We start from the raw sequence: 15,704 nt of genomic DNA, 5'->3' as shown, positions 1-15,704 counted from the left end.
TGAACAGCATCACTTCATTTTTTCTTTATTCTCCCAACATGACCTGCTTAATAGTCAGTTGATCTATCCTTCTATTGGATAAATAGATTAAACTTTCATAGACTAAGACAAAGACTAGCAAAGTCATCAGGCAGACTCCAAAATCAAAATCATAGTCAACTTTCTGAGCTATGGATTTTTCCATCAATCTGAGTAAAAGCTGCATAATCCCGTATTGATAGCCCGTTCCTAAGACAAAGCCCAAAAAAGCAAGAATACGATAAGGAGCAAATAAACTCTTATGGCACTCATTTCTGCTATAACCAAAAACCTTCATAATAGCTAGGGTTTCTTGATTTTCCTGCAGGAGTACTCCCAGCGACAGATAGAGGATTGCTACTGATAGGACAGTACCGATTGACATCATCATGATCTGAATGGTTTCGTCTGTCAATTCTTTCATACCAAATGATAGCTGAATCATAGCTGAAAAGCACATCGAACCGAAAATGACAAAGAATATTAATAATTTTCTAGACCAGAGCAGACTGGCAGAAAGGTCTTTTAAAAAGGGGCGGTCCTTCCTTATTTGCTTTACTGTTTTCCTTTTTGGTGGCTTTCGACTAGGGCTGACCCGCTTGAGCAAGTCTAGAGCAGGCAAACGTAGACAATAACTAGCGTAGAGAACAGCTAAAGCAGCAAAGGATAAAGTTGGCAAGACAACGAGAAACAGGAAAAGGGACCAATGTTGTCGAATGGTAATTTCAGGCAAAACTCCGCTTTGATTACGCAACTGATAAAAATGCGGCATCATGGCAAAAGAAGAGAAATAGCCAGTGCCTGTTCCCAAACCAATTGGAAGACTAAAAAGCCAAAACTTTCGAGCAATTTCCCAGTTTTTATAGCCCAGAGCTTTTAAAACTCCTAATTCTGGCTTATGCTGGTCAATAAATTGCCGAATGTAAAAGAAGAGAAGGAGTATCGATGTTAGGGATAAAACAGCTCCGCTAATGGATGCAATCAACCAAGAAATCGCAACTTGAGCATCGTAAGCAGCTCGAATCTCAGGCAACCAATTTGTTTGATCTAGTAAACGGATATCCAGATAAAAATTTAAGAAGAGATTGGTCACAAAGACCGCACAAAAGCTGATAATTGATACAACGACTAATCTATACAAATCTTTTATTGAAAACATAGCTTACCATCCAATCTCATAGGCCGTCTTGGGCTGACTATTTGTCTCTAAGCTTTGAATCTGACCGCTATTGATATGGACAATGGTCTTAGCCATCTGAGCAATATTTGCATTGTGGGTCACCATGACCAGCGTAAATCCTAGCTCCTCTTGAAGACTTGAAATATAGGCTAGAATCTGACGACCTGTTGCTTCGTCCAAGGCTCCAGTCGGCTCGTCCAAAAAGAGGACATTCGGTCTTTTAGCTAGGGCTCGTGCAATAGCCACCCGCTGCTGCTCACCGCCTGACAGTTGACTTGGATAATGCTGAAGTTTATCACCTAAACCTAAAGCCTCCAAAATACGGACATAATCTTGATTGCCTGCTAGATTAGCACCCATTTTGACATTTTGCTCCACTGTAAGATTTGGAAGTAAGAAATACTACTGAAAAATAAAGGCAATCTTCGCTCGACGAAAAGCCGTCAATTGACCTTCTGTCAGCTGGGATAGATCTTCCTCATCGTAATAAACATGACCACTGTCTGGTTTTTCTAGGCCTGATAAAACGTTGAGCAAGGTTGACTTTCCAGATCCAGAAGCTCCCAAAATGACCAAGTAATCTTGGGCAGCAATCTCCAAGTCGATCCCTTTTAAAACTTCTCTTCCATTGTAGGACTTACGAATTCCCTTTAATCTAATCATTCTTGCTTTCCTTTCATTTCCTTTAGGAGGGCAGTAAATACTTGCGTTAAGCGCTCTGTCACTTCCTCCTGACTAAAAGAATAAATACCCGATGCTATCATGCTAGCCAAACCATGAGAATAGATAAATAAATGCTGATAAACGAACTCTGCACTTTCTATGGGCATGGGATAATCCTCCACAATCGACTCTAATATCTGCTGATAACTATGGTCTTTCTGAGGTAAAAAGTCCTTGAAAGACTCAATGGGGTGCTTGTGAGGATTTAGATAGAGAATTTTAAAGAGCTGAGGCTCCTGACTGGCAAAAAGGATATAGGCCATGCCAACTGCTCTGAAAGGCTTGGCTCGCTCCAAAGCCGAACGAATATATTGGACCAGAACGAATTCAGCCGCCCGAACAACCGAATGACTTAGATCCTCCATATTTTCAAACTGACCGAAAATAACCTTGGGACTAGACTGTAATCGTTCCGCTAGAGAACGAGCGGTCAAACCAGCCAAACCGTCTTCTCTGACAATCCCTAGAGCTGCTTGGATAATTTCATCACGAGTAAATTTATTTTTAGGTGGCATCAAAACTCCTTTTAGATACAATTGTTGCGCAACATATGTTTCTTAAAATATAATATCACACAGAACATTAAAAAACAAGTATAAAAAGAAGCCTTTCGGCTTCGATTCTTTTATATTTTCTAAAGTATTGATAAAACTCTTCTGGAAGTTAAACCAGAGAAAGTCTCTCCAGTTTGGAACTAGTTTTTTGCTTGGCTATAGCTAATGATAAAGAAGGAGCTAAAAGCCCTTCTCATCTCCTCAAAGACTAGGCATAAGGCTGCAATTCTGGATTTATTGGCGTATTGGCCAGATTATTGGCATAATTGCAGAGGGTCGCAAGGCTGACACCCAGAACCACATCCAGAGCATTCTCATGCGTATAGCCCGCTTCTAGGAAGTCTGCCAAAGCCTCATCTCCGACCCGTCCCTTAGTATTAATGACAGCAATGGTAAATTTAGCAAGCGTATCTAGCTTCGGATCTGTATCAATCGGAGTACGATTGCGCAGAGCCTCCAAAAGATCATCATTCATTTGAATCTGCTTGATTGAAAAAGCTGTATGACCCGCTACACAGAAAGCACAGCCATTAGTGACCGCGGCCGTAATCTGCACCACTTCACGTTCAGTCGGTGTCAGGCTGTTTCGACGATTGATAGCCCCAACCGTCCGATAAGTTTCCAAAGCTGTTGGCGCATTGGCCAAAAGACCGATAAGATTAGGAATGTAGCCACCGTTATCTTTTTGAACCGTTTCTAAAACCTCTTTCACCTCAGCTGGTGCAGACTCAATCGTATGGATAGTAAATTCTGACATATGAAACCTCATTTCTTTTGATTAGCAACTATCTTAACATAGGTCTGACAGCTTGTATAATATATATTTTATATGGCCTCTATAAAGAGAATATATTGCTACATGTCAAACCAAAATATATTACTGCTTTAACTGTCTCCTTACCTCTCTCAAACAAGAAAAAGAAGCCCTAAGGCTTCTGACTAATATTTTCTAAAACGCTGATAGCGATCTTCCAAAAGTTGCTCGAGAGAAAGTTTGGAAAGTTCCGCTAGTTCAGTACTGATCTCTTGCTTGACTGCAGCTAAGAGCTCATTTTTATTAAAGCCACGTTCGGGGATGACCTTATCAACGACACCCATCTGCAAAAGCTCGTGCGAGGTGATTTTCATCATCTCCGCCGCCTCCATTGCTCGGCTGCCATCCTTCCATAAAATCGAGGCAAAGCCTTCTGGACTGAGAATGGCATACATAGAGTTTTCCAGCATCCAGACCTTATCAGCAACTGCTAAGGCCAGTGCCCCGCCAGAGCCACCCTCGCCGATGATAATGGCAATAATGGGCACTTTCAGATCACTCATTTCCATGAGATTACGGGCAATGGCTTCGCCTTGTCCGCGCTCCTCAGCACCGACGCCAGGATAGGCACCAGCCGTATTGATAAAGGTCACGACTGGACGGCCGAATTTCTCAGCCTGCTTCATGAGACGTAGAGCCTTGCGATAGCCTTCCGGATGAGGTTGACCAAAGTTCCGCCGTAAATTATCTTGCAAATTGCGACCTTTTTGAATGCCGACCACTGTGACTGGCTGACCATTTAATGTTCCGATACCGCCAATGACAGCACCATCATCACGAAAACCACGATCTCCGTGCAGTTCCACAAAATCATCAAAAATGCCTTGGGCAAAATCCAGAGCCGTCAAACGGGACTGATCACGCGCTGCTTTGATAATCTGACTGATTTTTGTCATTGGTCACCTCCATGAAATCTCAAGAGAGTAGCAATCCGATCCCGCAATTCACCACGTTTGACAATCGCATCAACAAAGCCATGTTCCAGCAAAAACTCTGCCTTTTGGAAGTCATCTGGCAATTTTTCCCGTACAGTAGACTCAATAACCCGACGACCGGCAAAGCCTACCAAAGCCTGCGCTTCCGCCAAGATAATATCGCCCTCCATAGCAAAAGAGGCTGTGACACCACCTGTAGTAGGATCTGTCAAAACGGTCAGGTAAAAAAGACCAGCCTTTGAATGACGTTGTACAGCAGCAGAAGTTTTAGCCATTTGCATCAAGCTCATGATACCTTCCTGCATGCGGGCACCGCCAGAAGCCGTAAAGAGGACGACTGGCAACTGATGCTCTGTCGCATACTCAAAGAGACGGGTAATCTTCTCTCCGACAATCGTTCCCATGGAAGCCATGATAAAGTTGGAATCCATGATCCCAAGGGCTAATTTTTGGCCTTTTATCAGAGCGATTCCAGTCAAAACGGCCTCATCTAGGCCAGTCTTTTCCCGCATCTTTGCCAGTTTTTCTTGATAATTTGGAAAATGTAAGGGATCTGTCGTCTCAATACCGGTGAACAATTCCTCAAAGCTTCCTTCATCCACCGTCAAACTCAGACGCTCAAAAGCTGAAATCCGAAAAGTATAGCCACAGCTTGGACAGACACGCTCTGCCCCCAAATCTTTTTGATAAATGGTATGCTTACAACCAGGGCACTTGGAAAAAAGCTCATCTGGAACTTCTGGTTTTGGCTGAGGCAAGGCACGAGAGGAACGATTAGGATTGATCCGAATATATTTATCCTTTTTTGAAAACAAAGGCATTGCTTACTCCTTCATTAAATTTTAGAGTGATTCTGCTTCTTTCAAACAAAATCACTCCTTGTCATCTATTTTTTCTCTTGATAAGCCGGAAGGAACTTCTCCATGAGAAAGGCTGTATCATAATCACCAGCAATCACATTAGGATCTGAAATCAGATCCAGTTGGAAACTGCTATTGGTCACGACACCGTCGATTTCTAGCTCATAGAGAGCCCGTTGCATCTTCATCAGGGCATCAAAGCGATTTTCCCCGTGAACGATGATTTTGGCAATCATACTGTCATAGTAAGGAGGAATGGTGTAGCCAGGATAGACCGCCGAATCCACGCGTAATCCCACTCCGCCACTTGGCAGATAAAGATTGGAAATCTTGCCTGGGCTCGGTGCAAAGTTAAAGGCTGGATTTTCAGCGTTAATCCGACATTCAATCGCATGTCCTCGAATCTCAACATCTTCTTGACTGAAGGACAGCTCTTGACCATCTGCAATCTTAATCTGCTCTTTAACAATATCCACACCGGTAACAAACTCAGTCACTGGATGCTCTACCTGCACCCGAGTATTCATCTCCATAAAGTAGAATTCACCCTTGGCTTCATCCAGCAGAAATTCAATCGTTCCGGCATTTTCATAGCCGACAGACTCAGCAGCCCGAACAGCTGCTTCACCAATCTGCTGACGTAGGGTTTTACCAATTGCCACAGATGGACTTTCTTCCAGCACCTTCTGATTATTCCGCTGCAAAGAGCAATCTCGCTCGCCCAAGTGGACTACATGCCCCTGCTGATCTGCCAAAATCTGCACCTCAATATGGCGCGCTGGATAGATAACTCGCTCCATATACATAGCGCCATTCCCAAAAGCCGCTTTGGCTTCACTAGAAGCAGACTCAAAGGCCGCTACTAAATCCTCAGGCTTTTCAACCTTACGAATACCCTTTCCACCACCGCCAGCAGAAGCTTTGAGCATGACTGGATAGCCAATCTTTTCGGCCACTTCCAAGGCTTCTTCAGAGGTATGGACTTCCCCGTCAGAACCTGGGATAACCGGCACTTTTGCCTTAATCATCTGAGCCCGAGCATTAATCTTGTCCCCCATCAAGTCCATAACAGCACCTGAAGGTCCAATAAACTTAATGCCGACTTCTTCGCACATGGTCGCAAATTTAGAGTTTTCACTCAAAAAACCAAAACCAGGGTGAATGGCTTCTGCACCTGTCAGAACAGCAGCAGACAGGACCGCGTTCATGTTCAGATAAGAATCCGTAGACTTGGCTGGCCCGATGCAGACTGCCTCATCAGCCAGTAGGGTGTGGAGCGCTTCCTTATCAGCCGTTGAATAAACAGCGACTGTATCAATTCCCAGCTCGCGAGCTGCACGAATAATTCTGACCGCAATTTCCCCACGGTTAGCAATTAAAATTTTACGAAACATGGTGAAATCTCCTCTTTCTTATTGACCAATCGCAAAGGTCAAGGTTCCGCTTGCTGCAAGCTTACCATCAACTTCGGCCTTGGCCTCTACCACTGCAATAGTGCCACGACGCTTAACAAACTTGGCCGTCATAATCAATTGATCGCCAGGTACAACTTGCTTTTTGAACTTGACCTTATCCATGCCAGCATAGAAGACCAGCTTGCCCTTGTTTTCTTCTTTAGACAATTCCAGCACACCAGCCGTTTGAGCCAGTGCTTCCATGATTAAGACACCTGGCATAACTGGATACTGAGGGAAATGTCCGTTAAAGAATGGCTCGTTGATCGTCACATTTTTCAAAGCGACAATCTCATCTTCGCTGACTTCCAATACACGGTCCACCAACAACATAGGATAGCGGTGCGGAAGCGCCTCTTTTATTGCATTGATATCAATCATTTGATGCGTACCAGCCCTTTCCCAAACTCAACCATTTCTTCATTCTGAACCAGAATTTCTGTAATCAGACCATCTTTCGGTGCTGGCACTTCATTCATGACCTTCATGGCTTCAATAATCATCAGGGTTTGACCTTTTTTAACTTGGTCTCCTACACTGACAAAAGCTGGTTTATCTGGACCTGCGGCCAAGTAAGCCACGCCAACCAAGGGACTTTCCACGACATCACCCTCAGCAGCTGGTGCCGGAGCCTCTGGAGCCACCTCAGGGGCTGCACTGGCTGCTGGGGAAACCGTCTCAGCTACAGGTGCACTTGCTGGCTGCACTGGAGCTACAACAGGGGCTGCACTGGCTGCTGGAGTTGTTGCGACTGCGGCAGAACTTTCATTCTTGCTGAAAGTCAATTCATCATTTTGATTTTTATAAGAAAATTCACGCAGGCTTGATTGGTCAAACTGAGCCATCAAGTCTTTAATTTCATTGATATTCATCTAGCCCTCCCAACGCTTGAATGCCAGAACAGCATTGTGGCCGCCAAAACCAAATGTATTAGAAATCGCATAAGGAATTTCTTGCTCCAAGCCTTGTCCATAAACGACATTTGCTTCAATATAGTCTGACAATTCACTTGTTCCAGCTGTTTTTGGTACAAAGTTATGGCGCATGGCTTCGATTGTAGCGATTGCTTCTACCGCTCCTGCAGCTCCAAGCAAGTGTCCTGTGAATGACTTGGTTGAAGATACAGGTACTTCTTTACCAAGAACAGCTACGATAGCTCCGCTTTCTCCTTTTTCATTAGCAGGAGTTGAAGTACCGTGGGCATTGACATAAGCCACTTGCTCTGGAGAAATCTCTGCCTCTTCCAAAGCCAATTTAATTGCCTTAATAGCACCTTGACCTTCTGGATGAGGTGAAGTCATATGATAAGCATCACAAGTATTTCCATAACCAACTACTTCAGCCAAGATAGTCGCTCCACGTTTTTCGGCGTGTTCCAGACTTTCAAGCACCAACATACCAGATCCTTCTCCCATGACAAAGCCGTTACGGTCTTTATCAAATGGAATAGAAGCACGAGTTGGATCTTCCGTAGTTGATAGGGCAGTCAAAGCTTGGAAACCAGCAATGGCAAATGGAGTGATAGAAGCTTCTGATCCACCCACCAACATGACATCTTGGAAACCAAACTTGATAGAACGAAAGGCATCCCCAATGGCATCATTTGATGAGGCACAGGCAGTATTGATTGATTTACAGATACCGTTTGCTCCGAAGCGCATCGCAACATTTCCTGAAGCCATATTTGGCAAAGCTTTTGGAAGAGTCATTGGCTTAACGCGTTTTGGACCTTTTTCATGCAAACGGATAACTTGATCTTCGATTTCCTTGATACCACCGATACCAGAAGCCACGATGACACCAAAGCGATCTTTGTCAATTGCTTCTACATCAAGATTGGCATTTGTTACCGCTTCTTGAGCTGCATACAAGGCATATAAAGAATAGTTGTCAAAACGATTGGTATCTTTCTTGATAAAGTATTTATCAAAAGGAAAGTCTTGGACTTCAGCCGCATTATGAACAGCAAAATCGCTATGATCAAACTTGGTGATGGGACCAATCCCAATCTTACCTTCTTTTAAACTATTCCAAAATTCTTCTGGTGTATTTCCGATGGGAGAGGTTAAGCCATAACCTGTTACAACAACTCGATTTAGTTTCATAGTGAACTCCTTTATGATAATTGGTAAACTGTCAAATCCAAATACATGCAATTACTGCATTGTCAGTCCGCCATCAATCGCGATGACCTGACCAGTAAGGTATTCCTGGCCTGCTAAGAATAGGGCAACATCCGCTACTTCTTCGGTATTGCCGAACCGTTTCATTGGAATTTGAGCCAGAGAAGCTTCTTTGATTTTTTCAGAAAGCCCGTCTGTCATATCCGATTCGATAAAGCCTGGGGCAATCACATTGACACGGATACTGCGCCCAGCTACCTCACGAGCAACTGACTTAGAAAATCCAATCAAGCCAGCTTTAGAGGCTGCATAGTTGGCCTGACCGACATTACCAGTCAAACCGACAACACTTGATAGGTTGATAATTGCTCCCTGACGAGCCTTGGTCATTGGTTTCAAGACAGCTTGCGTCATATTGAAGGCTCCAGTCAAATTGACCTTCAGCACTTGCTCAAAGTCTTCCTCTGTCATCTTGAGCATAATCTTATCGCGGGTAATTCCAGCATTATTGACCAAGACATCTACAGAACCCAAAGCCACAATCGCCTCATCAATCATTCGCTTAGCATCAGCGCCATCAGACACATCGCCTGAAATAGCCACGACTTTGACCGGATAGCCAGCAAACTCCGCCAAAACGTCATCTGAAATTTGACCACGACCGTTCAAGACAATATTGGCACCTGCACTTGCAAACTTATGGGCAATAGCCAGACCAATCCCACGGCTAGAGCCTGTAATAAAAACATTTTTATTCTTTAATTCCATAGGTATTCCCCATTATTTTTCCAGCAGGGTTGTCAAAGTCTCCACACTTTCAACATGATAAACAACTGCTGATTTATCAATTTTTTTCAGAAAGCCAGACAATACTTTCCCTGGACCAATCTCGATAAACTCTGTCACACCAGCTTCCTGCATTTTAGCGATACTATCGTAGAAACGAACCGGCTCCATGACCTGACGAGTTAATAATTCCTTAATTCTATCGGTTTCCATGATATCCGCCTCTGTATTGCCCACTAGCGGAAGCTGAAAATCAGCAAATTCTGTTTCAGCCAAAACCCGAGCTAATTGCTCACTGGCTGGTTTCAAGAGTGCTGTATGGAAAGGACCTGAAACATTCAGCGGAATCAAGCGTTTCACACCTGCTTCCTTGAGGAGTTCCACCGCTTTATCCACCGCTGCCACATCTCCTCCAATGACGATTTGACCTGGAGTGTTGTAATTGGCAGGAGAGACGACTCCTAGCTGACTAGCCGTCTGGCAGGCTTCCTCGATAAGAGCCACGTCCGCATTTAGGACCGCAACCATCTTTCCAGAACCAGCAGGAGCCGCTTCCTCCATGAAAGCTCCGCGTTTAGCGACTAGAGCTACCGCTGTTTTGAAGTCCAGCGCACCAGCAGCTACCAAGGCAGAGTATTCACCTAGAGAGAGGCCAGCCACCATATCAGGCTGGATTCCTTTTTCAGCCAGCAGGCGATAAATAGAAAGAGAAGTTGTCAAAATTGCTGGTTGAGTATAGCGAGTTTGGTTGAGTTTTTCTTCATCTTGGTCAATCAACGCCCGAACATCATAGCCCAGAACTTGACTCGCTTCCTCAAAAGTTGCCTTAACCACATCATACTGTTCATAGAGGTCACGAGCCATTCCCAGATATTGGGCTCCCTGACCAGCAAATAGAAAGGCTGTCTTAGTCATTTCTAGTTACTCCTGCCCAACGTTTTGCTTCCTGCTGAATCTTTTCAGCAGCGCCATAATAGATATCCTTGAGGATTTCTTCGACTGTTTCTTCCTTGCTGACCAAGCCGGCAATCTGACCGGACATGACGGAACCATTTTCCACATCGCCACGGACAACCGCATTGGCCAAGGCACCAGCACCCAGATTTTCAAAAACAGTCAAGTCTGGATTTTCTTGCTTGAAGGCTTCTTTTTCAGCCTTTTCAAAATCGCGAGTCAGCTTATTCTTGAGCGCACGAACCGCATGACCGAAGTGCTGAGCAGAAATTGTCGTATCGATATCACGAGCTTTCAAAATCATATCTTTATAATTTTGATGGGCATTTGATTCCTTAGCTACAACGAAGCGTGTGCCGACCTGAACCGCTTCTGCTCCCAACATAAAACCAGCCGCAGCACCAGATCCATCCGCAATACCACCAGCCGCAATAACTGGAATGTTAACTGCTTCTACAACCTGACGAACCAAGGTCATGGTCGTTAACTTACCGATATGACCACCAGCTTCCATTCCTTCAGCAATAACGGCATCTGCTCCGATTTTTTCCATCCGTTTAGCCAAAGCCACACTTGGTACAACAGGAATCACCGTAATACCTGCCTCGTGGAAACGAGCCATGTACTTGCTTGGATTGCCCGCACCAGTCGTCACCACTTTTACACCCTCTTCGATCACCAAATCCACGATGTCATCTACAAAAGGCGACAGAAGCATGATATTGACACCGAAAGGACGATCCGTCAAAGACTTAATCTTATCAATATTGGCTTTCACCACTTCCTTAGGCGCATTACCACCACCGATGATCCCAAGACCACCAGCCTTTGAAACAGCACCAGCCAAGTCACCATCTGCGACCCAAGCCATACCACCTTGGAAAATAGGATATTTAATATCTAATAATTCTGTAATTCGTGTTTGCATAATACCTTCCTCTAATCATTGCTTAAGTAATAGCTTGAGCCCAAACCGCTAGATAGCAGCCTTTTTACTTTGAAATTCAAACTATTACCTAAACAAGAGAGAATATCTTGCGATACTCTCAAATCTTTATTATTTTGTTTTTTCTTCTACGTAGGCAACCAAGTCACCAACTGTTTTCAAGCCTTCTTCAGTTTCGATTTGGATGTCAAATGCATCTTCGATTTCTGAAATTACTTGGAACAAATCCAATGAATCTGCTTCAAGATCATCGAAAGTTGACTCAAGTGTAACTTCTGATGGCTCTTTACCAAGTTCCTCAACGATAATTTCTTGTACTTTTTCAAATACTGCCATGGATAGACTCCTTTAAAAAATATATTTTTTATCTATGTGTTTCCACATGATTAACTAAATTGTAACAATAAGCGTGCCCCATGTCAAACCTCCACCGAAACCTGACAATAAAATAGTCTGATCTCCGTTCAGCTTAATCAGGTCCTGTTGGACACACTCAGATAATAAAATCGGGATGCTAGCTGCACTAGTATTGCCATATTCCATCATATTAGCAGGTAGTTTTTCCCGAGAAACTCCGAGTTTCTTAGCCATTTTATCTAAAATTCGGATATTAGCCTGATGCAAGAGCAGATAATCAAGCTCCTCCACTGAAAATGGACTCTCTTCAATGGTATTTTTGATAGACTGTGCCACATCACGAATAGCGAAATCAAAGATTGCTCGGCCTTCCATTTTCAAATAGCGATCATCAACTTGCTTTTCCGAAAACGGAGAGGACAAACCAAGTCCACCACAAGTCAAACTCTGACCTCTCAAGCCATCAGTAAACTGACTTTCAGCCCAAAAATGCTGCTTTTCTGCCACTTCAAGCAAGACTCCTCCAGCCCCATCACCAAATAAGACTGACGTCGCACGATCCGACCAATCAACGACCTTTGATAGCGTTTCGCTACCGATGACCAAACCTCTTTGATAGCGACCAGAGGAAATGAACTTTTCTCCAGTTGATAAGGCAAAGATAAAGCCACTGCAAGCTGCCGTCAAGTCAAAAGCAAAAGCCTTGGTAGCTCCAATATTGGCCTGCACTCTAGCTGCGGTTGACGGCATCATAGAATCCGGAGTGATCGTCGCAACAATGATAAAATCAAGCTGATCAGCAGACAGTTGGGCCTTTTCTAGCAATTGCTCAGCGACCTTTGTAGCTAAATCACTTGTTGACTCAGTCCGAGATAAATGTCGCTGTTTGATACCCGTACGACTTGAGATCCATTCATCACTTGTATCCATCATCTTGGCTAGATCATCATTTGTGACAATCTGCTCTGGAGCATAATGAGCTACTTGAGTAATTCTTGCATAGTTCATTATTTCAACTCCTCTAAAAAATTATACAAGTTCTGCAAACCTTTTTGCATTGCATTTTTTTCTTCTGAGGACATTCCTTCCACTACTTGCATGACCATGCGATTGTGGAATCGTTTATGAAGGCGATACAAGAGCCTCCCCTTCTTGGTCAAACTCAGATGAACTACACGACGGTCAATGGATGAACGGCGACGCTCGATATACCCTTTACGCTCCAAGTTATTCAAGCTGGTTGTGACAGTCCCCAAAGTGACTAACAATTCCTTTGAAATATCGCTTGGAGTCGCATTAGGCATGGTACCAATAACATCAATAGTGTGCATTTCTTTAATAGAGACGTCTTTAAATTGACTACCTCGGAGGCTGGACTCTTCAATAACCAAAACATTATTAAAAATGGATGTTAAATAATCATTGACTAATTGATAATTCAAACCAACACCTCCTTCATAAATACTTTGACATTCAAATTTTATCAGATCTCAAAATAATTTGCAAGTCCTTTTGAAAATTTATTTGATTTTCAAACAATTTTCTTAGCCTGCAAAATCCTTACTTACCTGTAAATTGAGGACGACGCTTCTCAGTGTAAGCCTGGACGCCTTCTTTGAAGTCCTCTGTGAAAGCAAGGGATTTCTGCAAAGCCAACTCCAGCTCTGCATACTCTTTCCAACCGCTAAATAAACTCTTCCAGACCATTTCTTTCATAGCTCTGTAAGAATTCAGCGAGCCGCGTTTTAGCTTCTTCAGCAACTGTTCCGTTGTTTTTTCCAGTTTTTCTGCTTCACAGACCTTATAAAGCAAACCATAATCCAGAGCCTTCTCAGCAGTCAAGGCCTCTCCCGTCATGACCAAATGAGTCGCCCGAGTCACACCAATTGCCCGAGTCAGAAGATAAAGTCCACCGGCATCTGGCGCTAAGCCCACTCCCACAAAAGCTTGAATGAAGCGAGATTTTTCCGTCGCAATACAGAAATCTGCAGCCACGACCATATTGGCAGCTGCACCCGCAACAGGGCCATCCACACTCATAATAACTGGCTTGGGTAGCCGTTTTATGGCAAAGGAAATGTCATTGACCAGCTCTGCAATTTTTACCAAGGATTGAATATCGTCAGCACTGACAGCTCTTTGCATCTCTGCTAGGTCGCCACCGACAGAAAATACTTTCCCATTAGCATTGATCACTAAAAAATTCACTGCCTCATCATTTGCGGCTAGCTCAATCGCTTCTAAAATCTCCTCGCACATAGGGATATTGAAACCATTTGAAACTTCAGGACGATTGAAGGTGATAGTCGCCACTTCATCAACTACCTTATAAAGAATACCATTAAAAGTCATTCTAACTCCATTCCAGACTGGGTAATTACAGTCATTTTATTTCATAATTAAATAATTTGATGGTCAAATTACATTTATTCTAGCATAAAAGATGTAAGAAAGAAAACAAAAACTGGAAAATTTGATTTTATATTCGTTTTTTGCTTATTTTTGCAATAAATTTATATAAAGCGGTGCTTCTGATAGATTTGCAAAATTTTCAGAATTTTGTTATAATTTTTCCTAAATCATGTTTAGGAGTTTCTATGAAAGTTGTAAAATTTGGCGGAAGTTCACTTGCTTCTGCTTCACAATTAGAAAAAGTCTTACATATTGTAAAGTCTGATGCTGAGCGTCGTTTCGTCGTCGTTTCCGCACCAGGAAAAAGAGATGACCAAGATACAAAAGTCACCGATGCCCTGATTAAGTATTATCGCCAGTACATTGCAGGAAATGATGTCTCAAAGGAGCAAAATTGGATTATTAAACGCTACTCCGATATGGTCTCTGAGCTAGGTCTAAAATCTGCAATTATTGAAAAAATCTCTAAGAGCATCATCTCCCTAGCAACTCTGCCAATTGAAAATAATGAATTTCTTTACGATACTTTCCTAGCAGCTGGTGAAAACAACAATGCTAAGCTCATCGCAGCTTACTTTAACCACAATGGTATTCCGGCTCGCTACGTCCATCCTAGAGAAGCTGGACTAGTGGTTTCAAGCGAACCAGGAAATGCTCGAATCCTCCCTTCAAGCTATGATAAATTGGAAGAACTAATTCATTCCGATGAAGTCCTTGTCATCCCTGGCTTCTTTGGTGTCACTCAAGATGGACAGATCTGTACTTTTTCTCGTGGTGGCTCAGATATTACAGGATCAATTATTGCAGCTGGTGTCAAGGCTGATGTCTATGAAAACTTCACTGATGTAGACGGCATCTTTGCTGCCCATCCTGGGATTATTCATAAGCCACGCTCCATCGCTGAGCTTACTTACCGTGAAATGCGAGAATTAGCCTATGCAGGTTTTACTGTCCTTCACGATGAAGCCCTACTTCCAGCCTATCGCGGAAAAATTCCACTCGTTATCAAAAATACCAACAATCCAGAGCACCCCGGTACGCGCATTGTCCATAAACATAGCGAAGATCATCCTCCTGTTGTAGGAATCGCTGGTGACTCTGGCTTCGTAAGCATTAATATGTCCAAGTATCTCATGAACCGAGAAGTTGGATTTGGTCGAAAGGCACTTCAGATTTTGGAAGATTTAAATATCGGTTGGGAGCATATGCCAACAGGAATCGATGATCTTTCCATCATTCTTCGTGAACGTGAATTAACTCCAATCAAAGAAGAAGAAATTCTGCGCCAACTTGTACAAAAGGCAGAAGTAGACTACGCTGAGATTGAGCATGACCTCTCTATCATCATGATTGTCGGCGAAAAAATGAAAAGTCATATCGGGGTGACGGCTACTGCGACTAGAGCTCTTTCTGACAACAAAATCAATATCCAAATGATGTCACAAGGTTCAAGTGAAGTTTCTATCATGTTTGTTGTCAATAAGAACCAAGAAAAAGAGGCCATCCGTGCTCTGTACAAAGCATTCTTTGGCAGCTCAGAAAGCGATGAATAAACCGAATAAGTAAACAACAAAGACCTAGCTCTATA

At 43.3% G+C, this 15,704-nt stretch carries 17 protein-coding genes and 1 pseudogene; 1 reads left to right on the top strand and 17 read right to left on the bottom strand.

Annotated elements, in window-relative coordinates; genetic code table 11:
* Nucleotides 1–25 precede the first annotated feature (25 nt).
* The 17 genes and pseudogenes from HBA50_RS01815 to HBA50_RS01735 form a co-directional block, all read right to left on the bottom strand.
* Nucleotides 26–1,177 carry an FtsX-like permease family protein gene (locus HBA50_RS01815; protein WP_045500636.1) on the bottom strand — a complete coding sequence of 384 codons (1,152 nt, stop codon included), beginning with the start codon at nt 1,175–1,177 and terminating at the stop codon, nt 26–28.
* 3 nt (nt 1,178–1,180) lie between these two features.
* Nucleotides 1,181–1,861: pseudogene (locus tag HBA50_RS01810) on the bottom strand (ABC transporter ATP-binding protein).
* Nucleotides 1,858–2,436: a TetR/AcrR family transcriptional regulator gene (locus HBA50_RS01805; protein ID WP_045500633.1), complete on the bottom strand. Its 579-nt coding sequence runs from the start codon at nt 2,434–2,436 to the stop codon at nt 1,858–1,860. The pseudogene HBA50_RS01810 and the gene HBA50_RS01805 overlap by 4 nt, the downstream one beginning before the upstream one ends.
* Nucleotides 2,437–2,683: 247 nt before the next feature.
* A complete protein-coding gene (locus HBA50_RS01800) occupies nt 2,684–3,232 on the bottom strand; it encodes a carboxymuconolactone decarboxylase family protein (protein WP_009659051.1) in 549 nt (182 codons plus the stop codon).
* Nucleotides 3,233–3,414: 182 nt separating this feature from the next.
* The gene (locus HBA50_RS01795; protein WP_045500627.1) at nt 3,415–4,185 is read right to left on the bottom strand and encodes an acetyl-CoA carboxylase carboxyl transferase subunit alpha; all 771 of its coding nucleotides are present in this window, start codon (nt 4,183–4,185) and stop codon (nt 3,415–3,417) included.
* Nucleotides 4,182–5,045 (bottom strand): acetyl-CoA carboxylase, carboxyltransferase subunit beta, encoded by an 864-nt coding sequence (accD, locus tag HBA50_RS01790; protein ID WP_045500624.1) that lies wholly within the window; start codon nt 5,043–5,045, stop codon nt 4,182–4,184. Before accD ends, HBA50_RS01795 begins: the two co-directional genes overlap by 4 nt.
* Nucleotides 5,046–5,110: 65 nt before the next feature.
* A complete protein-coding gene (locus tag HBA50_RS01785) occupies nt 5,111–6,478 on the bottom strand; it encodes an acetyl-CoA carboxylase biotin carboxylase subunit (protein ID WP_045500622.1) in 1,368 nt (455 codons plus the stop codon).
* An 18-nt stretch (nt 6,479–6,496) separates the two neighbouring features.
* Nucleotides 6,497–6,919 carry a 3-hydroxyacyl-ACP dehydratase FabZ gene (gene fabZ / locus HBA50_RS01780; protein ID WP_008809611.1) on the bottom strand — a complete coding sequence of 141 codons (423 nt, stop codon included), beginning with the start codon at nt 6,917–6,919 and terminating at the stop codon, nt 6,497–6,499.
* A complete protein-coding gene (gene accB, locus HBA50_RS01775) occupies nt 6,916–7,410 on the bottom strand; it encodes an acetyl-CoA carboxylase biotin carboxyl carrier protein (protein WP_045500619.1) in 495 nt (164 codons plus the stop codon). The genes fabZ and accB overlap by 4 nt, the downstream gene beginning before the upstream one ends.
* Nucleotides 7,411–8,643 carry a beta-ketoacyl-ACP synthase II gene (gene fabF / locus HBA50_RS01770; RefSeq protein WP_045500616.1) on the bottom strand — a complete coding sequence of 411 codons (1,233 nt, stop codon included), beginning with the start codon at nt 8,641–8,643 and terminating at the stop codon, nt 7,411–7,413.
* Between the two features lie 51 nt (nt 8,644–8,694).
* Nucleotides 8,695–9,429, bottom strand: a complete 735-nt coding sequence (gene fabG / locus HBA50_RS01765; protein WP_045500614.1) for a 3-oxoacyl-[acyl-carrier-protein] reductase — start codon at nt 9,427–9,429, stop codon at nt 8,695–8,697.
* Between the two features lie 12 nt (nt 9,430–9,441).
* Nucleotides 9,442–10,362 (bottom strand): ACP S-malonyltransferase, encoded by a 921-nt coding sequence (fabD, locus tag HBA50_RS01760; RefSeq protein WP_045500612.1) that lies wholly within the window; start codon nt 10,360–10,362, stop codon nt 9,442–9,444.
* Nucleotides 10,355–11,329 carry an enoyl-[acyl-carrier-protein] reductase FabK gene (gene fabK, locus HBA50_RS01755; protein ID WP_005591707.1) on the bottom strand — a complete coding sequence of 325 codons (975 nt, stop codon included), beginning with the start codon at nt 11,327–11,329 and terminating at the stop codon, nt 10,355–10,357. The genes fabD and fabK overlap by 8 nt, the downstream gene beginning before the upstream one ends.
* A 129-nt stretch (nt 11,330–11,458) precedes the next feature.
* Nucleotides 11,459–11,683, bottom strand: a complete 225-nt coding sequence (locus HBA50_RS01750) for an acyl carrier protein (RefSeq protein ID WP_005591706.1) — start codon at nt 11,681–11,683, stop codon at nt 11,459–11,461.
* Between the two features lie 54 nt (nt 11,684–11,737).
* Nucleotides 11,738–12,712: a beta-ketoacyl-ACP synthase III gene (locus tag HBA50_RS01745; RefSeq protein WP_045500609.1), complete on the bottom strand. Its 975-nt coding sequence runs from the start codon at nt 12,710–12,712 to the stop codon at nt 11,738–11,740.
* Entirely contained in the window at nt 12,712–13,146 is a 435-nt protein-coding gene (gene fabT, locus HBA50_RS01740) for a fatty acid biosynthesis transcriptional regulator FabT (protein ID WP_045500607.1), read from the bottom strand. Before fabT ends, HBA50_RS01745 begins: the two co-directional genes overlap by 1 nt.
* A gap of 118 nt (nt 13,147–13,264) precedes the next feature.
* The gene (locus HBA50_RS01735; protein ID WP_045500604.1) at nt 13,265–14,056 is read right to left on the bottom strand and encodes an enoyl-CoA hydratase; all 792 of its coding nucleotides are present in this window, start codon (nt 14,054–14,056) and stop codon (nt 13,265–13,267) included.
* Nucleotides 14,057–14,301: 245 nt separating this feature from the next.
* Here HBA50_RS01735 and HBA50_RS01730 point away from each other — a divergent pair, with 245 nt between their 5' ends.
* Entirely contained in the window at nt 14,302–15,669 is a 1,368-nt protein-coding gene (locus tag HBA50_RS01730) for an aspartate kinase (protein ID WP_045500602.1), read from the top strand.
* Nucleotides 15,670–15,704 lie beyond the last annotated feature (35 nt).

Source organism: Streptococcus cristatus ATCC 51100 (genome assembly GCF_011612585.1).
GTDB classification, from domain to species: Bacteria; Bacillota; Bacilli; order Lactobacillales; family Streptococcaceae; genus Streptococcus; species Streptococcus cristatus_H.
This window is presented reverse-complemented; position numbering and strand designations above follow the sequence as displayed.